General features: G+C 50.5%; 22 protein-coding genes and 1 other RNA gene. 3 read left to right on the top strand and 20 right to left on the bottom strand.

All coding sequences use genetic code 11. The annotated features are described in order from the left end of the window. Positions 1 to 12: 12 nt before the first annotated feature. Positions 13 to 1,263, bottom strand: coding sequence for an extracellular solute-binding protein (locus MHI43_RS09020; RefSeq protein WP_036666030.1), 1,251 nt, complete (start codon positions 1,261 to 1,263; stop codon positions 13 to 15). A 198-nt stretch (positions 1,264 to 1,461) separates the two neighbouring features. Continuing rightward, a complete protein-coding gene (locus MHI43_RS09015; protein WP_036666031.1) occupies positions 1,462 to 2,793 on the bottom strand; it encodes a PhoH family protein in 1,332 nt (443 codons plus the stop codon). Between the two features lie 117 nt (positions 2,794 to 2,910). Between MHI43_RS09015 and MHI43_RS09010 the strand changes: the two genes are divergently transcribed. After that, entirely contained in the window at positions 2,911 to 3,609 is a 699-nt protein-coding gene (locus MHI43_RS09010) for a YhcN/YlaJ family sporulation lipoprotein (RefSeq protein WP_036666033.1), read from the top strand. A gap of 456 nt (positions 3,610 to 4,065) precedes the next feature. Here the strand turns inward: MHI43_RS09010 and MHI43_RS09005 are convergent, their stop codons facing one another. From MHI43_RS09005 to MHI43_RS08985, 5 genes are all read right to left on the bottom strand, one after another. Next, positions 4,066 to 5,169, bottom strand: coding sequence for an LCP family protein (locus MHI43_RS09005; RefSeq protein ID WP_036666040.1), 1,104 nt, complete (start codon positions 5,167 to 5,169; stop codon positions 4,066 to 4,068). Positions 5,170 to 5,332: 163 nt separating this feature from the next. Next, positions 5,333 to 5,626 (bottom strand): YlaH-like family protein, encoded by a 294-nt coding sequence (locus MHI43_RS09000; protein WP_009592386.1) that lies wholly within the window; start codon positions 5,624 to 5,626, stop codon positions 5,333 to 5,335. Between the two features lie 39 nt (positions 5,627 to 5,665). Next, a complete protein-coding gene (gene typA, locus MHI43_RS08995) occupies positions 5,666 to 7,507 on the bottom strand; it encodes a translational GTPase TypA (RefSeq protein WP_009592389.1) in 1,842 nt (613 codons plus the stop codon). Between the two features lie 152 nt (positions 7,508 to 7,659). Continuing rightward, positions 7,660 to 8,172 (bottom strand): hypothetical protein, encoded by a 513-nt coding sequence (locus tag MHI43_RS08990; protein ID WP_015734216.1) that lies wholly within the window; start codon positions 8,170 to 8,172, stop codon positions 7,660 to 7,662. 258 nt (positions 8,173 to 8,430) lie between these two features. After that, positions 8,431 to 9,093 carry a TerC family protein gene (locus tag MHI43_RS08985; protein WP_036666043.1) on the bottom strand — a complete coding sequence of 221 codons (663 nt, stop codon included), beginning with the start codon at positions 9,091 to 9,093 and terminating at the stop codon, positions 8,431 to 8,433. Between the two features lie 128 nt (positions 9,094 to 9,221). Between MHI43_RS08985 and MHI43_RS08980 the strand changes: the two genes are divergently transcribed. Further along, a complete protein-coding gene (locus tag MHI43_RS08980) occupies positions 9,222 to 9,914 on the top strand; it encodes a TerC family protein (RefSeq protein ID WP_036666045.1) in 693 nt (230 codons plus the stop codon). Positions 9,915 to 10,044: 130 nt separating this feature from the next. Here the strand turns inward: MHI43_RS08980 and thiI are convergent, their stop codons facing one another. The 6 genes from thiI to MHI43_RS08950 all read right to left on the bottom strand — a co-directional run bounded on the left by thiI (position 10,045) and on the right by MHI43_RS08950 (position 14,755). After that, positions 10,045 to 11,283 (bottom strand): tRNA uracil 4-sulfurtransferase ThiI, encoded by a 1,239-nt coding sequence (gene thiI, locus MHI43_RS08975; protein WP_036666046.1) that lies wholly within the window; start codon positions 11,281 to 11,283, stop codon positions 10,045 to 10,047. Then, positions 11,280 to 12,440, bottom strand: coding sequence for a cysteine desulfurase family protein (locus MHI43_RS08970; RefSeq protein WP_036666047.1), 1,161 nt, complete (start codon positions 12,438 to 12,440; stop codon positions 11,280 to 11,282). Before MHI43_RS08970 ends, thiI begins: the two co-directional genes overlap by 4 nt. A 168-nt stretch (positions 12,441 to 12,608) precedes the next feature. After that, entirely contained in the window at positions 12,609 to 13,298 is a 690-nt protein-coding gene (locus tag MHI43_RS08965) for a lytic transglycosylase domain-containing protein (protein WP_036666048.1), read from the bottom strand. A 155-nt stretch (positions 13,299 to 13,453) separates the two neighbouring features. Continuing rightward, positions 13,454 to 13,816, bottom strand: a complete 363-nt coding sequence (locus MHI43_RS08960) for a hypothetical protein (protein ID WP_009592139.1) — start codon at positions 13,814 to 13,816, stop codon at positions 13,454 to 13,456. A gap of 69 nt (positions 13,817 to 13,885) precedes the next feature. Continuing rightward, positions 13,886 to 14,110 carry a DUF1540 domain-containing protein gene (locus MHI43_RS08955; RefSeq protein ID WP_006209042.1) on the bottom strand — a complete coding sequence of 75 codons (225 nt, stop codon included), beginning with the start codon at positions 14,108 to 14,110 and terminating at the stop codon, positions 13,886 to 13,888. A gap of 138 nt (positions 14,111 to 14,248) precedes the next feature. Further along, positions 14,249 to 14,755 (bottom strand): YpuI family protein, encoded by a 507-nt coding sequence (locus tag MHI43_RS08950; protein WP_009592128.1) that lies wholly within the window; start codon positions 14,753 to 14,755, stop codon positions 14,249 to 14,251. Between the two features lie 255 nt (positions 14,756 to 15,010). On the opposite strand from MHI43_RS08950, the gene MHI43_RS08945 reads away from it, so the two are divergent. Continuing rightward, positions 15,011 to 16,939, top strand: coding sequence for a S8 family peptidase (locus MHI43_RS08945; RefSeq protein ID WP_036666050.1), 1,929 nt, complete (start codon positions 15,011 to 15,013; stop codon positions 16,937 to 16,939). A gap of 67 nt (positions 16,940 to 17,006) precedes the next feature. Here MHI43_RS08945 and MHI43_RS08940 read toward each other — a convergent pair whose 3' ends face one another. The 7 genes from MHI43_RS08940 to MHI43_RS08910 form a co-directional block, all read right to left on the bottom strand. Next, the gene (locus MHI43_RS08940) at positions 17,007 to 17,285 is read right to left on the bottom strand and encodes a hypothetical protein (protein ID WP_015734209.1); all 279 of its coding nucleotides are present in this window, start codon (positions 17,283 to 17,285) and stop codon (positions 17,007 to 17,009) included. Positions 17,286 to 17,600: 315 nt separating this feature from the next. Continuing rightward, positions 17,601 to 18,007: RNase P RNA component class A (rnpB, locus tag MHI43_RS08935), an RNA gene on the bottom strand. Between the two features lie 89 nt (positions 18,008 to 18,096). Further along, on the bottom strand, positions 18,097 to 19,212 hold the full coding sequence (locus tag MHI43_RS08930) for a Nif3-like dinuclear metal center hexameric protein (RefSeq protein ID WP_036666052.1): 1,116 nt from the start codon (positions 19,210 to 19,212) through the stop codon (positions 18,097 to 18,099). Beyond that, the gene (locus MHI43_RS08925; protein ID WP_036666054.1) at positions 19,188 to 19,946 is read right to left on the bottom strand and encodes a tRNA (adenine(22)-N(1))-methyltransferase TrmK; all 759 of its coding nucleotides are present in this window, start codon (positions 19,944 to 19,946) and stop codon (positions 19,188 to 19,190) included. Before MHI43_RS08925 ends, MHI43_RS08930 begins: the two co-directional genes overlap by 25 nt. A 262-nt stretch (positions 19,947 to 20,208) precedes the next feature. Next, positions 20,209 to 21,339: an RNA polymerase sigma factor RpoD gene (gene rpoD / locus MHI43_RS08920; RefSeq protein ID WP_036666181.1), complete on the bottom strand. Its 1,131-nt coding sequence runs from the start codon at positions 21,337 to 21,339 to the stop codon at positions 20,209 to 20,211. Positions 21,340 to 21,381: 42 nt separating this feature from the next. Beyond that, positions 21,382 to 23,199, bottom strand: a complete 1,818-nt coding sequence (gene dnaG / locus MHI43_RS08915; protein ID WP_009592131.1) for a DNA primase — start codon at positions 23,197 to 23,199, stop codon at positions 21,382 to 21,384. 41 nt (positions 23,200 to 23,240) lie between these two features. Beyond that, positions 23,241 to 23,717, bottom strand: a complete 477-nt coding sequence (locus MHI43_RS08910; protein WP_009592134.1) for a YaiI/YqxD family protein — start codon at positions 23,715 to 23,717, stop codon at positions 23,241 to 23,243. Positions 23,718 to 23,764: the final 47 nt, after the last annotated feature.

Raw genomic sequence — 23,764 nt, 5'->3', positions numbered from 1 at the left:
GCTTTTTTCTTGTTATGGTTGAGCAGGCGTGTACAATTTCATATATTCTTCAACCGTTATTTCGCCATGCAGCAATCGATATGCCGATTCGCTATAAGTCTGGAAACCTTCCGAATCGCCAAAATCCAAGGCGGCCGGCTCATTCCGGGAGAGCAGCACCTGGGCGGGAACCGCTGCTTTTTGCCAAATGCCCCGATCCTTCAGGTTCGTGCCCGTGACATACATTTCGGATATAACGGGGAGTGTTCCTGACGTTTTGCTCCATTCCTGCTGCATCTCTTTGCTTGTCATATACGTAATCCATTTCATGGCAAGCGCGGACGACTCCGTCTGTGCGGCTACCGCAAAACTTCTCACTCGTACAACCGGCGTATTCAAATGGCTCTTTCCCATGGCCAATGCGGAAGACAATCCGCTTACCTCTCGGTCCGCGAAGCTCGAATACGGCTCAACGGCCACGGAAGCCTCCTCTATGCCAGAGGAAGGTTCCTGCCCCGTTTCTATCGTATCTGCTGCGCCTTGGGACGATTCCAGCGTTCGAAGGTGATTGCGGATTAACATTTCAAGTACTTCTTGATCCGGCTTGGAAGGATCGCCTTCAAGCAAATGCACCGCCGCGCCGAATGCGTAAGGATCCTTCGGATCAAATGAGAGGACAGGGCTCGTCTTATGAAGCTCCATATATTCCTTCCAAGCCTGACGGCTCTCCGGCATGTTAAATGAGGCGCCGTCTTTCCCTTCGGCCTGCCAGGTCACGATATAGGGATCTATATCAAAAGGCATTCCCCATTGATACCCGTTCCATTGTAGCTGCGGCAGAAGACCATTCAGGGTATCCTCGCCGGTCACCGTTGTCTGTGATGCATCGACGGGCAGAAGATATCCCGTCATTGCAAGCGCTTTAATGTAATGGGAATCCGTTAATATAATGTCCGGTCCTTCGCCAAGGGACATATGAAGCAAAAACGATTCTTTCTCCGTACCGGCTGTTTCCAGAGGCGTGATTTCGATCTCGGCTCCGGTCTCTTCCATAAAGCGTTCGTTGAGCGCTTTCAGGTGCCTCAGCTCGTCCGGATTCAATTGGACGCCGACCTTGATGGGGCCCAGGTCGCTCTCTGGCACCTCCGGCCTCTGCTGCGGAGGAATCGGTTCATCCCCGGGCGGTTCCCGTCTCGTATGATGAGTGAAGTCAAAGCTGGGAGATAAACTGGATAAGGATAATAATAAAATGGCGAATAAGAACCAATATTTCTTCCGCTTCATATCCCCTCTTCACTCCTCCCATAGTCGCATGCCCTTATTTTACCAAACTTATAGTGCTCTTGTCCTATCTTTTTTTATAATTTACCAGTCCATATTTTACTAATAGGACCCGATCGCTAAAAGGACTGTCCATATGAATTCCGGACAGTCCTTCTCGTACAAGTTACTTTGTGAAATCATTTCTCGGGAAATATAACGCTACAGCAAATCGGCCGCCAGCTGTGCCAGCTTGGAACGCTCCCCTTTAGTCAGCGTAATATGTCCGCTTAAACCTTCCTGCTTAAATCGTTCAACCACATAAGTCAGCCCATTGCTAACGGCATCCAGGTAGGGATGGTCAATCTGTTCCGGGTCCCCCATCAGTATCACCTTGCTCCCTTCTCCCGCCCGGGAAACAATCGTTTTGACCTCATGGCGGGATAAGTTCTGAGCCTCATCAACGATGATGAACTGACCTGGAATGGAGCGACCGCGGATGTAAGTCAGTGCTTCTACCTGGATGCTTCCCAGACCCATCAATATTTTATCGATATCGCCGGATTTCTTGGTGTCGAACAAATACTCCAGGTTGTCATAGATCGGCTGCATCCACGGTCTCAGCTTCTCTTCCTTTTCTCCCGGCAAATATCCGATATCTTTCCCCATCGGAACGACCGGACGCGCAATGAGCAGTTTTTTGTATTTGTGTTCATCCTCCACCTTGGATAGTCCTGCTGCCAATGCCAGCAAGGTTTTGCCCGTACCGGCTTTTCCCGTAATGGTAACCAGCGGAATGTCGTCATTCAGGAGAAGCTCAATCGCCATGCGCTGTTGAGCATTCCGGGCACTGATGCCCCATACGGGCTCATTGCTTAGATGAAGCGGCTCTAGTCGGGTTGCATCTTCATTCACATGAAGAAGGGCAGACTTGCCGGATCCCATCTCGTCCTTCAGAATAACGAATTCGTGCGGATAAAGCGGATAAGAGAGTTGAAGTGGTTTAATCGGCAAATAACGATAGCTGTAGAATTCATCGATCACGGAAGGATGCACCTTGATCGTTGAGAATCCCGGATATAATTCGCTTGGATCCGCCGTGCGGTCAGTTAGATAATCCTGTGTCGTTAGCCCAAGCACATCCGCTTTTATTCGAACGAGGACATCCTTGCTGACAAGAACAACGGGTCTTCCGTCCTCCTTCGGCTCCTCCTCCAATTTATAATTTAACGCGACAGCCAAAATACGATTGTCGTTCGATGCTTCGCTAAATAACTCCTGTACCTTGACGAAGCTGCGATGATTTAGCTCAACCTTCAACGTCCCGCCGTTCTCCAGAAGAACTCCGTCGTGAAGATGACCTTGTTCTCTAATCCCATCAAGCAATCGGGAGACCATACGGGCATTGCGGCCGATTTCATCGGCATTTCGCTTCTTGGAATCAATCTCTTCAAGAACCACCGCAGGAATGATGACTTCATGCTCCTCGAATGCATAAATCGATTGAGGATCATGCAGCAGTACGTTCGTATCCAGTACAAATATTTTTTTCATCTTATCCCTCCACTGCTTCTTCATCAGGTACACACATAAACCTTTCCGTCCCGGACATAATAAGCGTAGCGACTGGAGTAATTTAGCGAATTCTATTACGAAAGGACAGATCAATCCATGAGAGCTGCTCTATCCATCATGCTGGCGGTGTTGTTGCTCGCAGGCTGCGGAACCGCCAATAACAATGCATCACCCTCTCCTCGTAATCAAACCGATGGAACCACTGCTAACAGTGTTCGCAACATGAACGGGAACAGAGGTTATACCACCAACAATGTAGACGGTTGGACACCGGATAACCCCAATACGGGGCGTGTCGGTAACGTAAATGATAACAACGGACGAGTTGACGCCACAACCGCAAATCACCTGAAATCGCTGGCTGAGAGCGTGCCTGGCGTTAAAAACGCGAACTGTGTTGTCATGGGCAATACGGCTGTCGTCGGGCTGAATGTAGATGGAAATTTAGATCGTGCAGAAGTTGGAACCATTAAATACACGGTCGCGGAAGCCCTTCAAACCGATCCGGCAGGCGCCAATGCGCTGGTTACCGCCGATTTGGACGTAGCCAACCGGATTGCCGAGCTTGGTCGGCACATTCAGGAGGGACATCCTGTTTCCGGACTTGCCAGTGAACTTGCAGACATCGTTGGCCGTATCATCCCTCAATTGCCGAAAGACGTAACGCCGCGAGACGGGAATGCACAGCGAAACGGGAATGGGCAGCAAAACGGAAATGTGCAGCAAAACGGTGCTAAAACGGTAAAACCAAATTATCGCGGTCATGCACCGGCCCATTCACAAAACGGGAAATAAACTTGAGGATGATTTCGGTCTTACGCGCGGACATATCCCGTCATGACCCGAGTTTGTCCGTCACAAGTCTCCAAATTTCATACAAAAAAAGCCCAGTGAAACTCACTGGGCTTTTTTTAAGGTCATAACAACGCCACTAACCGGCATAGCTGCTTCGCTAGGGACATGACCGTTAACATATTTGGAGTATGACTGCTTATTCGGTGCAACATGGACACCCATGTCGAAAGAACCCGTCATGAGCGACATGGAATCAGAAGGACGACATCCGAAGGATCCCCGTTCCCTAATGGAATCCGCCCGCACCGATGCAGGGGCAGGGCAACCCGTCTGCCGACTATGGATCAATGGGTGTGTCGTATGCATCATGAGGTAGGACATTCCTTCGGCCTCCTGTACAATGATCTCCATCTGATACATTGTATTATAACATACGATAAAACTTGCCTTCAATTGTCACGGGGCCGTTGCAGAATCCGCTTCTGTTCCTTGATCGCCGGCGTTGTGTTTCCCTGCAAGCTCATCTTGCAGCGCTTGTTTGGCTGCATCGAGTTCATTTGCATTAATGTAAACGTTAGGACTTCTCCACTCACCGGTAATCGGCATAAATTTAACGTCTTCTTTGCCAATATCATAATAAGTCGCAAGCAAATTCCGGATTTGCTCCTGCTCGAAATCGGTGGTCATGTTGTCGCTGACCGCATCGAGCGCATTGCCGACCTTCGTAACGCCGCCGAACGATTTCATCTTGTCCAGCAAGGAATGCAACACTTCGCTTTGGCGTGCATTGCGATCAAAGTCGTTAGACTCCTTGGTCTTCGGATTACAGTTCATTGATTTGCGGTAACGCACATAGTCTAGCGCCTTCTTGCCATCCAGCTTTTGCGGACCCACCGTCAGGTTGATGTCGGTTCCATCCACGGAATCTCGGTGGCACATGTTGTATTGTACGTTAACATCCACCCCGCCGAAGGTATCCACGACGTCGCGGAAACCCTGAAAATCGATGACCGTTACATAATCGATATTAACGCCAAGATATTTGCTCATCATGACTTTCATTTCTTCTTCAGCCGGAATGCCGCTGCCGGGCTCTTTTTTCTCGGCTGCTTTATAAGCTGCTTTAAATCTTGGGTAGTAGGCGTTCAGCTTCGTCGCCTTGTATCCTTCAAGTTCAATCAGCGTATCCCGCGGCAGGGATACCAGCGTCGACGTATTGGTTTCCGGATGCATGGAGGCGACCATCACCACGTCCGTCAGGTACGTCCCTGTCTCCGGACGATGATCGGTTCCCAAGAGCAGCACGGTAATCGGTTTTTCTTTCGCGGAATGGCCCGGAGCTACCGGCTTGTCGATCCCGCTTTTCTCGATGACCTGATTCCCTTTGATGTACAGATACCCGGCATAACCTGCTGCAGCCAAAACCGCGATTAGCAGTACGATCAGAATAAATTTAAAAAATGATTTCCATGGGCTTTTTTTCTTTTTAGGAACTGGCTGTTTCTTGCCCTTCCCCCCACTTTTGGCTCTTGGAGGGAGATTGGTATGAGTAGGATTCATATCATAACACCTGATTTCATTCAAATTAGATGAATGTCCGATAAACGCTTCAAATTTCGAAGCATTTACCGGACCATGGTTGACTTCTCTCTCTTATAAACGATGGGGACTGACAAAAAGTTGCCGTATGGTTGTTGCCTGAATTGCTAAATTTCTACAAACCTTATGACTTCGGCTCGGCTTGAGCCTTCTTCTTCTGTCGATCTTCAACAAAGTATCGAATACGCACCATCAGCATCAACGCCACAGCGACCAACAAGCATTGGATAATCGGCAGCTTATCGATCTGAAACACAAGCAGTATCGCCGAACCCAGGGCCATCAAGATATACAGGAGAATCTCCTTCAACAGAGGAAGCTTCTGCTTCACTCGGAATACCTTGTTGTAAACATAGGTGATCAGCACAAAAATGACGATATACGAAACGAGCGGATGCGCGGCAAACCATTCCTGCATGATAGGTTCACTCCTTTTGGGCAAGTAGATCTCTATCTATTATAGATTTGCTTGCGCCATTTTACGATGTTTTTCTGCGCGTTCGCGCTCACTCTTGTTCAAAATCTTCTTGCGGAGACGAACGGATTTCGGCGTAATCTCGCAATACTCGTCGTCGTTCAAGTATTCCAGAGCTTGCTCAAGCGAGAAGATGACCGGTGTTTTCAATTTCACCGTATCGTCCTTCGTTGCCGAACGAACGTTGGTCAATTGCTTCTCTTTACAAATATTGACGACGATATCGTTGTCGCGGGTATGCTCCCCGACGATCATGCCTTCATAAATCTCGGTCCCCGGTTCCAGGAACAGGGTTCCGCGGTCTTCAACCGACATCATGCCGTAGAACGTCGAAGATCCGTTTTCCGTGGAAACCAGCACGCCTTGATGGCGTCCGCCCACTTGGCCGCCAACCAGCGGGCCATAGCTGTCGAACGCGTGGTTCATAATGCCGTAGCCGCGTGTCAGCGTCAAGAAATGGGTGCGGTAGCCGATAAGCCCGCGAGCCGGAATCAGGAATTCCAGACGGACTTGACCGTTTCCGTTGTTCACCATGTTCACCATTTCGGCCTTGCGTGTTCCAAGGCTTTCCATAACGGCGCCCATGCTCTCTTCCGGCACGTCAATCAGGAGGCGTTCGATCGGTTCCATTTTGACGCCATCGATTTCCCTTACGATAACTTCAGGCTTGGATACTTGAAGCTCATAGCCTTCACGACGCATATTCTCAATCAGGATACTGAGGTGAAGCTCGCCGCGTCCCGAAACGATATAGGCATCCGGGCTGTCCGTTTCATCCACTCGCAAGCTGACGTCCGTTTCCAGTTCTTTGAAGAGACGGTCACGAAGCTTGCGGGATGTCACCCATTTGCCTTCGCGTCCGGCAAAAGGACTGTTGTTCACCAGGAACGTCATTTGCAGGGTAGGCTCGTCAATTTTGAGAACCGGGAGGGCTTCCGGATGCTGCGGATCCGCAATGGTTTCTCCGATGTTGATGTCTTTGATGCCTGCGATCGCCACGATGTCGCCAGCGCCTGCTTCGGCAACCTCGATCCGCTTCAGTCCCTGGAAACCGAACAGCTTCTCGATACGGGCATTCTTGGTGGAACCGTCTCTAAGCATAACGGCAACCGGTTGGCCTTGCTTAATGACCCCGCGATTCACGCGGCCGACGGCGATACGGCCCAGATATTCATTGTAATCCATCAAGGTAACGAGGAACTGCAGAGGCTCGTCCACTTTCTCGGTAGGGGAAGGGATATGGTCGATAATGGTTTCGTAAAGAGCAAGCATGTTATCGTCTTGCTTCTCCGGATCCATGCTAGAAGTACCGTTTAGGGCAGATGCATATACTACGGGGAAATCCAACTGGTCGTCGTTCGCTCCAAGCTCAATGAACAGGTCAAGCACTTCATCGATCACTTCAGCTGGGCGAGCAGCCGGACGGTCGATCTTGTTTACAACGACGATCGGCGTCAAGTTATGGGCAAGCGCTTTGCCCAGAACGAACTTGGTCTGAGGCATGCAGCCTTCGTATGCGTCAACAACGAGCAGAACGCCGTCGACCATTTTCATGATACGTTCGACTTCACCGCCGAAATCGGCGTGTCCAGGCGTATCCACGATGTTGATCAAGAAATCTTTATACGTAATAGCCGTATTTTTGGCTAGGATGGTAATACCGCGTTCGCGCTCCAAATCATTGGAGTCCATCGCGCGCTCCTGCAGGGTCTCATGCTCCCGGAAAATACCGGACTGCTGCAGCAGTTGGTCTACAAGTGTTGTTTTGCCATGGTCAACGTGAGCAATAATGGCAATGTTGCGAATCTGATCTCTTGATTGCATAAATATATCTCAAATCCCTTCTATTCGAATGAGCCACAAAGAAAGCGCCGGACGACATGCCGACGCTTCAACATACATCCTATAATATAGGTAAACGAGCGGGAAAATCAAGTCTTTTCAGAAAACTTCCAGCAACTTTTACCTCTTCCCGATTACCAGCCTCGGCTCCATTTATTATTGCGTCTCGGACGATTGCGGCCGAAGATCATCCAAGCGCCCGCAGCGATCAAGATCAGCGCAATAATGTAGAACGCTCCTGTCTGAAGCCAGGTGAAGATGAATATCACAACGGAAAGCGCCGTCAAACCAAGCGCAATCGGCAGTGCAGCGCCGGGACGCGGGCTCTCGTACAGATAATACTCAAACAGGCCTACGGCCACACCGAGAATGAGAACAGGCCATAATGAAGCCATTAGTCCCCAGCCGCCCATATTGCATATGAAGAACAGAAGCCCGTATACCGTCAGAATACCGCCCGGAATCAGAACGGCGGCAGAAGCCCGGCGACCAAAAAACAGGATATGCAAAAAAATACCCGGCAGCAGCAGGACGAGCGGCCATAACGTTCTGCCCAGAAATCCGAACACGCCAAGCTTGCCGAGCAAAATAACGACTCCAGCGACAACGATGAAAATACCCAATGCCAAATCTTTTCTGGAGGACATTTGATCACCCTCTCTTCAATATATGTATCACCATAAACAGCGGTTTCTAACAGAAGCAGTTACGTTAATTTTAGCCCAAACCGACAAAAAAAACCATATCCCGAGCTTGTTCCGCTTAAAAATTACCCCGCCCGGTCAACGAGGCATCGGCCTAGCATCACAAAAAAATGGACGACTGCGCGAGACAGTCGTCCATCTATCCGGTTTCAGCTACCGCATGAGTATGTCCAACACCGCAGCCTGCAGAAATGTCCCCGTTTACGCGCCGGTCCGTCTTACCGTCTGCAATCCGCCGATGAGAACAACGAAACCCGCAACGATAATCGGCAGCAAGCTGTGCGCATAGGGCATCCAATAAGCCAGCAACAAGCCGACGCGAGAATCCTGTATGAGCATTTCGCCTGCTGTAAAAGCTAGAATACCGGCACCTATATAGAGCAGTACGGGAAACTTTTGAAGCAGCCTGGAGATCATCCCGCTTCCCCATACAACAATTGGAATGCTTAATATAATCCCGATGACAATCAGGGAGAGATCGCCATTGGCAAGCCCCGCGATTGCCAAGACATTGTCCAGGCTCATGACAAAATCGGCGATCAGAATCGTATTGACCGCGCCCCATATCGTGGAAGCCCTGGCCATGCTCGCAGGATCATGTTCCTTTTGCATCATCAGTTTGACCGCGATCCAAATGAGCAGCAATGCGCCGCCAGCCTGCAGAAACGGAATTTTCAACAGCAGAACGGCCACAAAAGTCAGAATGCAGCGCAAAAGTACAGCCCCCGCCGTCCCGATCCAAACCGCCCGTTTGCGGTGTATTTCCGGAAGATCCTTGCTGGCCATAGCAATGACCAAGGCATTGTCGCCGCTGAGTACAAGATTGATCACTAATATTTGTCCCAACAAAAAAATCGTCTCCACCAGAACAACACCCCCACTCTACACATATGTGGTTTTTGTCCAGGCTATGCTTGCACATCAGGAAAAATAGGCCTATAATAAATCCACTTTGTTTAATGGTGGAACGTATTCTAAGAGGAGTGACATTCATGGAAACCACAGCCGCTGAATTTTTTCTTGCACTAATCAACATTGTGTTTTTGGATTTGATATTGGCCGGGGACAACGCCATCGTGATCGGCCTTGCGGCACGCAATCTTCCGAAGGAAACCCAGAAAAAAGCCATTATCTACGGTACGGCAGGTGCTGTAATTCTCCGCATCATAGCCACCATCCTTGTCGTTTGGCTGCTCAACATCCCTTGGCTTCTGCTTGTGGGAGGCGTGCTCCTGATCGGCATTGCTTACAAGCTGTTGACCGACGACAATAATGATCACGGCAATATCAAGGCTGGCAACAACCTGGGCGCGGCCATCCGCACCATCATTGTAGCCGATGCCGCCATGGGCCTGGACAACGTCATTGCCGTTGCCGGCGCGGCCAAACATAACATGATCCTTGTAACCCTGGGCCTGCTCATCAGCGTTCCCATCGTGGTATGGGGCAGCACCCTGTTCATCAAGCTGATCAACCGCTTCCCATGGATTATCTATGTAGGTTCAGCGGTGCTTGCATATACGGCATCCTCCATGATTACCGAGGAGAAGCATTTTATGGGGTACTTTGAAGGGCACCAGATTATAAAGTATCTGTTCATTGCCGCCATCATCGTCGGCGTGCTGACGGCAGGACATCTGAAAAAAAAATCAGCCGCTCGCCGTCAGTCGTCCACCCTGTCCTAACGGTCTCAACATATCATCAAAACGCCCCGAGGCTTATGATAAGCCTCGGGGCGTTTTTATGGTTTTTATCTAATCGAATAGCATAAGACGCTCTGTCGGCGGCGCCATGGCAGCCGCCGCTTCATACGATTTAGAACCAGTCTTCGTTGACTACGGGCTCCTCACGCTTCTCGCCAAGCTCGCCGATCTTACTGTCCGGCGTGATGATCACGGTCTCCGTGCCTTCAACCGCCGCTTGAATCAAGGCAGGCAGCTCGGTAAGCGAAGCCTCCACCTTCTCGATAATCTTCAGATTCGGATTGGTGGTCGGCGATTTAGGAACAAACAACGTGCAGCAATCCTCATACGGCAGAATCGACGTGTCAAATGTGCCGATGTCCATTGCAATGTTGATGATGTCGTTCTTATCCATCATGACGAGCGGCCTGAGCAGCGGCAGTTCGGTAGCTCTTCCGATCACATTCATGCTCGGCAGCGTTTGGCTGGCCACTTGTCCCAGGCTATCCCCGGTCACGATCGCCAGTGCCCCTTCCCGCTCAGCAAGCAAGGAAGCAATCCGTAACATGGCTCTGCGCATAAAAGTAATGATCAGATTATCCTGGCCGATGCCGACAAAGGAGGTCTGCACATCGGTAAACGGCACCAGGTGAAGCTTGATTTTTCCTGTATAGCCCGATAGCAGCCTCGTTAACTCCATGACCTTTTCCTTCGCAAGCTGGCTGGTGTAGGGGAAGCTGTAGAAGTGGACGCACTCAATTTCAAGTCCCCTGCGCATCGCTGACCAGCCCGCTACAGGACTGTCAATTCCTCCGGAGAGGAGCAGCATCGCCTTCCCGTTCGTACCAAGGGGGTAACCGCCGGCGCCGGGAATCACTTCATAGTACAAATACGTCTCGTTCTCCCGAATTTCCACGCGCAGCTCCATATCGGGCTGCTTCACTTTCACTTTAAGCTGGGGATAGGTCCGCAGCAATGGAGATCCGACCAAATGATTCATCTCTTGCGAGGAATGAGGGAATTGCTTCCATACTCTTCTGGCATTGACCTTGAAGGTTACCGTGCCTTCCAGTTCCTTCTGCCCCACAAATTCAACCGCTGTTTCGATAATGCGTTCAGGTTCCGAAGAACAAACGCGAACCGGACTGATCGAAACCAGGCCAAATACCTTCTTCAGCACTTGAATCAGCGCCTCGGGAGACTCTCCGTTAAGCTCGACGTACAGGCGGCCGTATTCCTTGATGATTTTCGCGCCCGGATACGGTCTGAGCACGCTTCGAATATGATTCAGCACCGATCTCTCGAACCGGTTGCGGTTTTTGCCTTTCAGGGTAAACTCGCCAAAGCGAAGCAGCAGTTTATCGTAAGTCATCTCCGATTACCCTCTCTTTCTATGACGGGACGCAGGTTCCCGCAAACTTTCGCCAATACCTCGACCAGCCGCGCTGCATCGCCCAGCTGATGCTCCTTGCCAAGACTGATACGAATTCCGGAGGAAGCTGCCTCCATGTCTTTTCCCATCGCCAACAGCACCCGGCTGGGTTCGCTTAATTTGGACGAACAAGCCGATTTGGTCGATACGAGCATGCCCATCTCTTCCAGAGCATGGACCATCACCTCGGGTTTTAATCCCGGATACGAAAAATGAATGATGTGCGGTGCGCTCTGCTCGCTGCTGTTTAACACCAAGCCCGGAATTTTGCGGATGCCCTGAAACAGCAGCTCCCTGATCTCCGTCATCCTGGCATAAAGCTCAGGCTGATTTTCCCTGGACAATCGCATGGCCTTCGACATCGCTACCGCTCCGGCAACATTCTCCGTGCCCGCCCGATGCCCACTCTCCTGGGATCCGCCGGATATCAAGGGAAAGAGCTGCACGCCTTGCCTGATGTACAGCACCCCCATTCCCCTTGGACCGTTGAACTTATGTGCGGACAAGCTGTACAAATCGGCCTGCCACCCGGATAGCGAGACCGGGAGCTTGCCGAATCCCTGTACGCCATCGACATGCAGCAGCGTGCGTGGGTTCCGCTCCTTCACGATACGCCCCACTTCCGCCAGCGGCTGTACGGCCCCCGTTTCATTATTCACATGCATGATGCTGACCAGCACCGTATCTTTACGGACCGCTTCGGTCAAGGCAGCCAGATCCACCACGCCTTCGGCATCCACGGGAAGGTACGTCACTTCCCAGCCCAGCGTTTCCAGCTGTCTGCAGCATTCATATACGGACGGATGCTCGGTTCCCGTCGTGATGATATGCTTGCCCCGGCTGCTGTACTGCATCGCAGCCCCTTTTATCGCCATGTTATTGCCCTCGGTTGCCCCGGACGTAAATACGATCTCATCCGGCTGAACGTCCAGCGCGGCTGAGCACACCTCTCTTGCCCTTTTCTGCAATTTGGCGGCCGCTTCGCCTGAACGGTGAAGGGCTGACGGGTTAGCATAATGAAGCTTCATGACTTCCGCCATCGTGTCCACCACTTCATCAAAAGGAGGGGTCGTTGCAGCGTGATCCCAATATATCAAGGTAATTTCCCCTTTCCATCTTACGCATCGCAGATTGCATAGCTTATGATTCCAGACCTTTATATTTACACAAAAAGACCAAACGGTAAAGCCGCACTCCATCTTGCCTTGGACAAAGCGGCGCTTATCGTTTGATCCTCTATCAGATTACTATTCGCCCCAATCGGACTACAATGCGTATTTCGACTGGGCGTTCATGACTTTGCTAATGTATGCCTGGGTTTCCTTGGGCAATTCATGAGCCACGGACATCAGCTCTTCATCGCTGGATACACCCAAACCCGCGACGCGTGTCGGTCCTGCATTATAGGCAGCAAGCACCATGGCTATCTCTCCGCCAAACCGTTGGATCAGATTGGACAAATATTTGGTGCCGCCCTCGATGTTCTGAGCCGGATCAAAAGGGTTGCTTACCCCGAGTCCTCTCGCCGTACCGTCCATGAGCTGCATCAGTCCCTTGGCACCTGCAGACGAGACCGCATGCGGATTAAACGAGGATTCCGCGTCGATGACCGCTTTGATCAACGATACCGGCACGCCATAGCGTTCCCCTGCCGCCGTAATTAAATCCTCAAAAGTCGTGGGCTTTGTTGCCCCGGTGTCGTTGATCTCTGCTTCTATCGAGATGCTCGACGAAACGGATTCATTCACAACGCCTAACTGCTGCCACAACAGCCCGTCCTTAAAGGTGACGCCGGGCGCCAGCTGTGTCATGGAACGTTCAACCGGTTTGGAAGTGGATTCTTCGTTAAGCAGGCTGCTCAGCACATTGACAAATCCGGCTGACGATTCGGTGGAATTCGTATTCATCTGTGATACATCCGTTATTTGCTTCCATGATATCGGATCTATTTGCATCGTTTAACTCACTTTCTGCCGTTAAATTTCAAACTTGTCCTTATTTTATCACGGAACTGGAACAATCTGCTATACCTATTCGACAAAAAAATAGCGGAGCAACCCTTCTTCCCGGTTGACCCGCCCATATTAAATGATGATAAATAAATCAATCATTATCTGCTGAAAGGAATCAAGATAAAATAACTGAGCGTCGCCAGAATGCCGAGTCCTATGGACCAAGCACCTGTCGTTCTGCTGCCTTTGCTGTATGCGTAATAACCCACGACAGCCGCGATAGGTCCGAGAATGACCGACCACATGAACAAGGAAGCAATCCCTAATACCAGGCCTACGTATCCGACCGCCCGGCCGGTGGAGAGATCCGTCTTATCCTCGTCTGCATGCCGTACCGAAGTTTCCATCGGCGGAGCCACCTCGGCAGCATATTCCTCGCGGTGATCCTTCCGCGGGAAGTCTACCCGGTTTCGCTTGCCTTGAACAACCTTCATTTTATTTTTGCGATGTTTTTTATCCATAGCTCGCTTCCTCCATTTCCATCATCCTAAAGTGCCCGGCACCCGGACTTTATCCGGAGCTTGTGTCCGTCAGCCCTTCGGCTTGAAGGTCAGACAGCAGGTCTCGGAAGACTTGTCAGCAACATCCTGATGATCGTCTACGTAAGGCTCTGCCCCATATTCTTCGTTAAGTTTCACATTCGCATGACGGTCAATCTCGATCATAATCATCTCGGCATGACATAAATTTTGTTCTCCCCAGTAATGGCAATTGCTGACACTGCACTTCACTAATGGTTTGGCTTCGTTGGCCATTTTAGCATCACCTCGTCAACATTTTTTCCTATGTTTAGGGCCGGTATGCACGATAACGATTGTCAGTTGGTGCCTTAGGCGCGGAACGCAAAAAAGAGATGCCAACGACTGGCATCTCTTGAGTCTTCCATAATTATACTAAGCGTGGCTTCTCTCGGATTGCATCCGGCGCTCCGTCAAATAATCACTCTCGTAATAAGCAAGATCGTCGCGAAGCTCTTCATAAATCTTGGTAATGTTCATGATGACGTCACGTGCGGGACGTACCGGCTTCTTCCGGAAACGGATGGCATCCTGTCCGGTGTAGGCGTAACGGCCATCTTCGGAATAACTTTCATTTTTGGGATAGAAGAAGCTGTTCACGCAGCGATGATACAAATTATACAAAGCCTTCTCGGCAAAATCGATATCAAAATTAGGGCGACGCTGTACAACGCCTAGCTTCTCATAGGAAACTTCAGAAAATACGAGCAAATGGCGAACATCCGACAGAAATCCTTTGTAAAAGTGAACGGTTTCCTCGTCCTGTTCCGTTACCAATTGAGATAAAGCATGTTCATTCAAAAACGTTTCCATAATCGAAATAGCAGATTTCAACTTTTCTCTGGATTCTGAGCATAATTTCTGAAGATTGTCTGCTGGCATTACGATAGATCCCCCTTAAATGGTCGTGACCTGCAGGCCAAAATGGCCTGACGGTCATGCTAATATGTACTATCCTAACACAAATTTTGGGATAACGAAATCCCTATCATGAATACACTTACAAGGTTAATTTTAGTACATTTTTTTGGCGTATTCACTCTTATTGACTAAAGATTTCTTGCACGCATAAAAAGGATACACTCTTCCCACGCTAAGACTACTTACAATCCTGAAATGCGGCGAGGAGGAAAATATGTGAAATCTCGTACCTTTTGGAGCATTATAGGGGCAGCGTCAGTGATTGGCGCGCTTTTGATCTTGCTGTTCATCCCCGGCTCGAAACAGCCGGCTCCAACGGCTGAACCGTCACGGCCCTTAAAACCCCAGCAGGAGAACAAGGCCAAGCATTTTACCATGCTGGGCGATATCCAGGCAACGGATCAATTAAACCGTCTCGATGCCAGGGGACACCTCCGTAAAATGCTGAACAATGATTCTTTGCGCAGCGCGGGGCAAGTCAAGGCGTATACGCAGAAAGAGCAAAAGATGCACAAGCATTTTCAGCAAGTACGCTGGTATAACCTCAAGGAAAACAAGATGGCGGACATTCAAGGCCAGCTTCCCAAAATGAGCAAAACCGACAAAAATCGGATCGCTCATCATTTTCAACTGGCGCAGCAGAAATTGAAACGCGGGGAGCCTTATGATTCCCCCAAATTCAACGCGGCGGGGCAGCCTTATTTTGTTGTGGCCGAACCGTCCAAGGATGGCAGATATGGCGCTGCCGCCCTGGTCAATCAAGCCGTGCTCCAAGAGGTAAGCAATCACCAGAAGCGGAATCTCCGCTTAATTCCGTATCCGAAGGAAGGAAAATTCCGGGTCGAGTCCATCCATGCGGATACCCTCTCCGACATCACCGTCAAAACCGGCCATGATAATGAAAAGGCCAGTCATTTTTACGAAAATGAAATCGTGGTGTCCTTTCAAAATGAACCGTCAAAGCAGCAGCTGTTGGATATCTCCAAGGAAATATCATGCGAAACGCCAAGGAAACTGGGTTATGCCTATGTTTTCCGTTCCAAAGATATGGATTACCAGAAGCTTCGCTCCTATTTCCAGCAGAAGTGGAAAATCAAATACACGGAGCCTCACTACATTTATTTAACCAATGATCGCAGCCCTCAATCCCGGGTTAACTCGGATTTCCCGGATGGGACGAATGCCCAAGTCAATATTCCGAATGATCTCCTGTTTTCGGAATATCAATGGAATCTGCCCGTCATCGAGACAAACCGGGGCTGGGATCTGTCCAAAGGCAGCGAAGATGTCATCATCGCCGTAATTGACACAGGGGTGGATCTTCAGCATTCCGATTTGGACGGACAACTGGTAGAAGGATACAACATTGTCCAGAAAGACAAACAGCCGCTGGATGATGTGGGTCACGGGACGCACGTAGCCGGGATCATCGGTGCCCTGGTCAACAACGGCGAAGGCGTTGCGGGCGTTAGCTGGTACAACAAAATCATGCCGGTCAAAGCGCTCGACGGATCCGGATCGGGAACAACCTATGCTGTCGCGGAAGGCATTATTTGGGCCACGGATCACGGAGCCAAGGTAATCAATATGAGTCTTGGCAACTATGCCGACTCCCAGTTCCTGCATGATGCCGTTAAATACGCCTATGATCGCGACGTTGTGCTTGTTGCCGCATCAGGCAACGACAACACGGAGCGCCCCGGCTATCCTGCCGCCTATCCGGAGGTGCTGGCTGTCGCCGCAACGGATTCCAATCAGAAGCGGGCCGAATATTCCAACTACGGCGATTACATCGATGTGGCCGCTCCAGGGACCAATATCGCAAGCACCTTCCCGGGAAATCAATATGCTGCTCTATCCGGGACCTCCATGGCCAGTCCCCATGCAGCCGCCATGGCGGGGCTCATCCGTTCCCTTAATCCTGACCTGACCAATCAAGAGGTCATGGACGTCATGATCAATCAAGCGGTGGATCTTGGCGACAAGGGAAGGGATAAATATTACGGTCACGGTCAGATCGATATCTTCCAGTCCTTGAAGGCGGTTGGCGCCCCTGAAGTGCCTCTTCAAATGTGGCCCGGCCGTACCCTTCGCAATCTGGAACAAGAGCTCCGCAAATTAAACGGCTCAACGAATAAAAGATAAAGAAAAAGCAGCTTCCGCCCTCTCGCGTTGGCTGCTTTATTCTTTATCCGAGGCAATGCCATCATGTTTATTTCTTCCGGCGGGTACGGCTGGTACGCACTGTAGCTTTCTTGGAACGCTTGCCGGATACCGTAACGCCGCCGTAGCCTCCATTTTCGGTTACGACTTCTTCTTCGCTGTACGTGTACAGATGTTTTTCTACCGGGACGCAGTGAATCTTATCCACCACTTTTATAGGATGAATAACCGGTACGATTTGCGGTACATAGTGGTCTCTCACGACTACAATCGGATCGCACACAATCGGGGACACCGGAGGACATGGATAATCGTTATGACAAGACATGTGTTTGCATCTCCTTTCCGTTGATGATTATAGCTTATTATCCCAAGGGCTATTTGGTATGGACGATTATCCGTACAGGGCACATGATCTCCCAATATTTTCACAAATCCAGAAGAAAAACGTCTATCGACGTACTTTCTCGGAAGACAGACCGCGGTTAGAGGAAGTTTTTCTTGCGATATCAGGAAGACCCAAGCTTCGAAGTTTACACTTTCTGATACTTGAAAAAACGCGCATTTCCTGTACACCCCCCGCAAGGAGTGAAAAGAAAATACGCGTTTGTACCATAGCATATTCATAAAAACGTTGTGCAGTTGGGAAAGTTTTCCGTAAGCCGGGTTCTGTGCTCTTCGTGGTCATAGCGGGAACTACCCTGCCACCATAAGCGACAATCATCTATCTAGGCCGATCATTACTAATCGGCTCAAGCGACCAACCCGGACGCGCCTCGGGCTAAGGCTGTCTCCTCGAAGGAGACTGCGTCCCATTAGGTCTTGCTCCAGGTGGGGTTTACCAGGAACGAAGTCACCAGCGTTCCTCGGGGTCTCTTACACCTCGGTTCCATCCTTGCCTGTGCCGCCCTAAGGCGGCCATCGGCGGTCCATTTCTGTGGCACTATCCTTCAACTCGCGCTGACTGGACGTTATCCAGCACCCTGCCCTATGGAGCCCGGACTTTCCTCTCGCGGCTTTGAGGCCGCCAGCGATTGTCTGTCAAACTTTCCGGACAACATTACATATTATACAGTGGTTTGAAGCGGTACACAACCCATTAAACATTAACAATAGCTGATTAATTTCCCAATCGGAGATCAAACAAACTGGAACGGCTCCGTATTGATGCGGGAAGCCACGACCCGGGTTTCGTACTTATGCTCCTGCAGCTTCTGCTCCATCCACTCGGCAACTTTGACCTTCATGATCTTCTCGGCATTGTGGCCCGGATCAATGATGGTAAGTCCTGCAGCCAGCGCATCCTGTGCCGTATGATAATCCACATCACCCGTTACCAGCACGTCTGCTCCCCGGAACAGCGCCTTCATCATATAGCGTCCTCCGGAGCCGCCGATAACGGCTGCCTTGCGTATGGTACGGTCGAGTTCTCCTACGACGCGAACATGAGGGACCTCCAGCTTCTCTTTTACCACGTCGACCAGCTCAGCCAGCGTCAGGGGCTCCTTCAGCTTCCCGACACGTCCAAGACCGAGGGATCTTCCCTTCAGGTCCATGTTATACAGATCGTAGGCAACCTCTTCATAAGGATGCGCCTTGAGCATAGCCTGGATGACCTTGTTCTTAATCGTGTGGGGAACAATCGTTTCGATCCGGACCTCGTCTGCCCGTTCCATCTTTCCTTCTTTACCTTGAAAAGGGGTGCTGCCTTCTCTTGGAACGAAGGTACCGAAGCCCTCGATATTGAAGCTGCAGTGGCTGTAATTTCCAATCCAGCCTGCGCCGGCTCCGAGCACGGCATCCAGCACCTCTTGATGGTGGCTCTTCGGAACAAACACCACCAGCTTGGACAGCTGCTCGTTATGCATGTCATGGATGGGCGACGTATCCTCGATGCCCAGCGCCTCCGCCATCCAATCGTTCATGCCGCCCTCGGTTACGTCCAGATTGGTATGGCTTACATAGACCGCGATGTCGTGTTTGATCAGCTTCTCGTATACCTTGCCCATCGGCGTATCCGTCTGCAGCTGCTTCAGCGGACGGTAGATAATCGCATGATGCGCGATAATCAGGTCAGCCCCAAGCTCTATGGCTTCATCCACCACTTCGTCATTCACGTCCAGTGCAATCAGCACCGTGCGGATGTCCTTTTGCAAAGTTCCGAGCTGGAGCCCGATCCGGTCCTCGGGTTCGGCCACGTGCTTCGGGGCCAGTTGTTCCATGAATTGAATTACGGTTTGTCCTTTGGCAAGCATGCCAGCACCTCCTGAATAAACTCGATATCCGATCGAATCTCGCTCGCCTTATCGGCTGCCGTGGGCAGATCCGAACGCGATAGCGACTGAAGTATATGCCCCATCTTCTCCATCTCCGACGTCCATTTATCGTGGAAAATCGGATTCGGGGATTGCGTCAACCAAGGCCCCATACGGAACAGCCAGTCCGCAGAAAGCCGGACACCGTCTCCGATCGTCCTTTCCTTGTATACCTGTTCATTCGTCAGGTCGGTTGTATCCGAAGGCTCGGCGACCAGCACCTCGTAAATTTTTCCGTCTTCCTCAAGGATCCATTCCTCGATCAGCACCCAGCCATGGGAATGCAGCCATCTGCGCAAAATGTCCTCTCCCACGTTCGGCTGTAAAACAAGCCTGCGAACGCCGGCCAGCTTCTCGATCCCGCGGTCCAGAATCGCTGCAATCAGGCTGCCGCCCATGCCGGCAATGGTAATAACGTCGGCCTCACCGGCCGAGAGCACATTCAATCCGTCCCCTTTTCGCACGCTGATGACATCGGTCATCCCTGATTCGATGACCTGCTTGACGGCAGCTTCGTAAGGTCCTGGATTTACCTCACCGGCGACGGCTTGAACCGCAGCTCCGCACTCCACGGCAGCCACGGGCAGCAGGGCATGATCCGAACCGATATCTGCAAGTTTGCTGCCGCGCGGAATCTTCTCCAGAATTTTCGTTAATCTTCTTGATAATTTCAATGCTGACACCCTTACATTCCATATTTTCGTTCAATCCACGATCTATTCATTACCCTAACAGACACAATACCAAACTGCAAACCCGCAAATCCGGCAATCCAACCTGGTGCCAGGTCATTTGCAATGGGTCTGGAAAAGAGCTAAAATAAAGACCAATACAACAAATGCAGGAAGAAATTCCAGAACCAAGAAACTTCATTCGCCCTGCTTGCATTCGAAAAAAAGGACCTGCTGCGTTACTGCAGAAGGTCCGTGGATTAAGCTATTCGAGAAAATCCTTTAACCGCTTGCTGCGGCTCGGGTGACGAAGCTTACGGAGCGCTTTGGCTTCGATCTGCCGTATCCGCTCACGCGTAACGCCGAATACTTTGCCGACCTCTTCCAGCGTTCTTGTGCGGCCGTCATCGAGTCCGAAACGAAGGCGAAGGACATTCTCCTCGCGCTCTGTCAGCGTATCCAGCACATCCTCGAGCTGTTCCTTCAGAAGCTCGTAGGCAGCCGCGTCAGCAGGAGCGAGTGCTTCCTGATCCTCGATGAAATCCCCAAGATGGGAATCGTCCTCTTCGCCGATCGGCGTTTCCAGCGAAACCGGCTCCTGGGCAATCTTCATGATCTCCCGGACTTTCTCAACGCTGAGTTCCATCTCTGCAGCAATTTCCTCCGGCGAAGGCTCGCGCCCAAGCTCCTGCAGAAGCTGTCTGGATACACGAATCAGCTTGTTGATGGTCTCTACCATATGCACGGGAATACGGATGGTACGGGCCTGGTCCGCGATCGCGCGCGTGATCGCTTGGCGAATCCACCAAGTCGCATACGTACTGAATTTGAAGCCTTTTTTGTAATCGAATTTCTCCACGGCTTTGATCAAACCCATGTTGCCCTCCTGGATCAAATCCAGGAACAGCATTCCACGACCCACATAACGCTTCGCAATACTTACGACGAGACGCAGGTTAGCTTCGGCCAGACGGCGCTTGGCTTCTTCATCTCCCTGTTCAATCCGGTTGGCAAGCTCGATCTCATCATCCGCGGACAACAGCGGAACCCGTCCAATTTCCTTCAGGTACATCCGAACCGGGTCGTTAATTTTGATCCCCGGAGGCAGTGAAAGATCGTCGTCAAATCCAAAATCCTCATTATCATGGGATTCGGAATCTCCCGATTGCCGGTGAGGGCCCTCTTCGTCATTTTCATTTACCACATCGATGCCCAGGTCGGCCAGCTGCTCATAGAACTCTTCCATCTGCTCCGTGTCCTGATCAAATGGCGACAATTTCTCCATAATATCTTTATAGCTTAATACGGATCTCTTTTTACCCTGTTCAATCAACTGATCCTTGACTTGATCCAGCGTAAATTCCGTTTCTAGTTCAGTATGCTGATCATTCGCCATCATTCGACTCCCTCCTCCCTAGAAACAGCAATGCGCGGGGCTTCATTGTCTTTCTAGGGCGATAATCTCACTTGCAATTTGCGCGGCTCGCAAAAAATCACCAGAGCGCTCCGCTTTTATCATTTCTTCTTTTTTCTGGTCGATCTCTCTCTGCTGCGGAAATTTCAGCACCTCGCGTATGCAATCATCGAGCACTTGAACGTTCCACTCGGCGGGTGCTTCCATCATCATGATCGAGCTGACCGTCATTTCCAAACGATCGTCTTGGAGCGATGACATGAAACGGCTGATATCCGGAGATTTGCCCTGTGCGTAAAAAGCATATAGATAAGCAGCGATTGCCGCATGATCTTCAATATTAAACGCTTCTCCCAGGCGATCGCCAACGTATCGCGCGGCCTCCGCATCCTGCAGCATCAGCGACAGCAGCCGCCGTTCTGCAGCATGGTAAGCAGGCAGAAGTGCCGGGGCGGGCTGGCGCCCTTTTTTATGCCTACCATTATTCCACCTTTTTTCCTTATTATCCCCATCGCCCATCTTTTTTTGCATCGATTGCCGAAGCAGATTGCAATCCTGCTTAAGACTTTCGTAGGAAAGATGAAGCTCGGAGGATAATTCCCTCAAATAAACCTCCCGTTCGGTTGAGGAATTCAGTACGGCGATAATGGGCAGTGCCTCTTTGGCGTACGCAATTTTACCATCTTCTTCTAGCAGTATATGGTTTTTCTTCAGATATATAAGTTTAAATTTTGTTGTTGAAACGGCTGTTTCTACCACATGCCTGAAACGCTCGGGACCGAACTTGCGGATATAATCATCCGGGTCCATTCCTTCGTTCACCAAAGCGATTCGTACCTTGAGACCAACGCCCTCCAGCATTGGAATGACTTTTGACGCGGCGGCCATGCCGGCTTTATCGCCATCATAGACAACAACAACTTCTTCAGCCACCGATTTCATGATTGCCACTTGGTTTTCCGTTAGAGAGGTTCCCATCGTTGCCACGCCGTTGTGCAGTCCTGCTTCCCATGACGAAATGACATCGCCGTATCCTTCGAATAACAGGATTTGACGCAATTTGCGTATGGATGTTTTGGCCTGGTGCAGGTTGTACAATGTGCGGCTCTTATTAAATAGAAGTGTCTCCGGGGAATTCAGGTACTTCGGTTGACCGTCCCCCAGTATTCTGCCCGCAAACGCGATGACCTTGCCGCTGCGGTCATGTATGGGAAACATGATTCGTCCGCGAAAACGGTCGAGATAGCCTTCTTGTTCATGTCTTGCGGATAATAAACCGCCTCTTTCCATCTCTTTCAAGTCAAAGGAGCGTTTGGTCAGGAACTGAACCAGCGTGTCCCAACGATCTGGCGCATAACCGATTTGAAACTGATCAATCATCTTGTCGTTCATTCCGCGGGCTCTTAAATACTTCATGGCTTCCGTACCATGTTCCGTATTCTTCAGCAGGAAATGGTACAGCTTGGCGCTAAGCTCATACGCTTCAATCAAACGTTCTTTTTCCGGATTACGAGGAATTACGGGAACTCCTTGACCTTCCGGCAACGAGATATCATTCTCTTCTGCCATTGTCTTGACGGCTTCGGGAAAAGAAAATCCTTCGATTTCCATTCTAAACTTAATGGCGTTTCCGCCCTTACCGCAGCCATAGCAGTAAAAGATTTGGCGTTCCGGTGTAACCGTAAAGGAAGGAGTCTTCTCTGAGTGAAACGGGCATAAGCCCTTCAGGTATTTCCCCTGTTTGGTAAGATGCACGTATTTGCTGACCGTATCCACAATATCGCTTTTGGCCAGTACTTCCTCAATGACATCATCCGGAATATTGCCTTGTCCGGTACTCATCCAAACCACCTTCATCTCTTTTGGCACGTAAATAGTATTCGCTACGGGTGGACATTCTCCTGCAATTCTCGCAAAAGTTTTGTCAGTTTATGTTGAAAAAACCTCCGGTCTTCGTCAAGCAGTTTCTTGGGCCCTTTGCCATACCTTCCTTGTTTCCTCGCCTTCGCCTGATGGTGACGGGAATCCAGCATGAAATCGATATCCGTATTATGGAAAATACGGCCGCGAAAGGAGATCACGTGGCATGATTTGGCAAGCGCAAGCGCAGCCAATCCATAATCCTGCGTCACCACGATATCCCCCCTGGATATGTGGTTGGCGATGTAGAGGTCCGCACTTTGATCACTCCGGTCCACCTGGATTGTCGTAACCCCTTCTTCGGCTTGCAGCAGATGATCATAGGAAGAAACAAGCAGCACCGGCACACGGAATGCACGAGCAGTCTCTGCGATTTCCTTCTTGACTGGACAAGCATCCCCGTCAACCACGATCGAAATGGAGCTTTCGTTCATACGCATCACCGGCTCTTATCTTTAATCTTGGGTCCTTATTATGCTGTATATTA

This window comes from Paenibacillus sp. FSL H8-0457 (assembly GCF_038051935.1).
GTDB lineage: Bacteria > Bacillota > Bacilli > Paenibacillales > Paenibacillaceae > Paenibacillus_AQ > Paenibacillus_AQ lautus_A.
This window is presented reverse-complemented; position numbering and strand designations above follow the sequence as displayed.

Coding starts and splice junctions, on each gene's coding strand:
- MHI43_RS09020 (WP_036666030.1), bottom strand. CDS start 1,263: ATGAAGCGGAAGAAATATTGGTTCTTATTCGCCATTTTATTATTATCC.
- MHI43_RS09015 (WP_036666031.1), bottom strand. CDS start 2,793: ATGAAAAAAATATTTGTACTGGATACGAACGTACTGCTGCATGATCCT.
- MHI43_RS09010 (WP_036666033.1), top strand. CDS start 2,911: ATGAGAGCTGCTCTATCCATCATGCTGGCGGTGTTGTTGCTCGCAGGC.
- MHI43_RS09005 (WP_036666040.1), bottom strand. CDS start 5,169: ATGAATCCTACTCATACCAATCTCCCTCCAAGAGCCAAAAGTGGGGGG.
- MHI43_RS09000 (WP_009592386.1), bottom strand. CDS start 5,626: ATGCAGGAATGGTTTGCCGCGCATCCGCTCGTTTCGTATATCGTCATT.
- typA (WP_009592389.1), bottom strand. CDS start 7,507: ATGCAATCAAGAGATCAGATTCGCAACATTGCCATTATTGCTCACGTT.
- MHI43_RS08990 (WP_015734216.1), bottom strand. CDS start 8,172: ATGTCCTCCAGAAAAGATTTGGCATTGGGTATTTTCATCGTTGTCGCT.
- MHI43_RS08980 (WP_036666045.1), top strand. CDS start 9,222: ATGGAAACCACAGCCGCTGAATTTTTTCTTGCACTAATCAACATTGTG.
- thiI (WP_036666046.1), bottom strand. CDS start 11,283: ATGACTTACGATAAACTGCTGCTTCGCTTTGGCGAGTTTACCCTGAAA.
- MHI43_RS08965 (WP_036666048.1), bottom strand. CDS start 13,298: ATGCAAATAGATCCGATATCATGGAAGCAAATAACGGATGTATCACAG.
- MHI43_RS08960 (WP_009592139.1), bottom strand. CDS start 13,816: ATGGATAAAAAACATCGCAAAAATAAAATGAAGGTTGTTCAAGGCAAG.
- MHI43_RS08955 (WP_006209042.1), bottom strand. CDS start 14,110: ATGGCCAACGAAGCCAAACCATTAGTGAAGTGCAGTGTCAGCAATTGC.
- MHI43_RS08950 (WP_009592128.1), bottom strand. CDS start 14,755: ATGCCAGCAGACAATCTTCAGAAATTATGCTCAGAATCCAGAGAAAAG.
- MHI43_RS08940 (WP_015734209.1), bottom strand. CDS start 17,285: ATGTCTTGTCATAACGATTATCCATGTCCTCCGGTGTCCCCGATTGTG.
- MHI43_RS08930 (WP_036666052.1), bottom strand. CDS start 19,212: ATGCTTGCCAAAGGACAAACCGTAATTCAATTCATGGAACAACTGGCC.
- rpoD (WP_036666181.1), bottom strand. CDS start 21,339: ATGGCGAATGATCAGCATACTGAACTAGAAACGGAATTTACGCTGGAT.
- dnaG (WP_009592131.1), bottom strand. CDS start 23,199: ATGAGTACCGGACAAGGCAATATTCCGGATGATGTCATTGAGGAAGTA.
- MHI43_RS08910 (WP_009592134.1), bottom strand. CDS start 23,717: ATGCGTATGAACGAAAGCTCCATTTCGATCGTGGTTGACGGGGATGCT.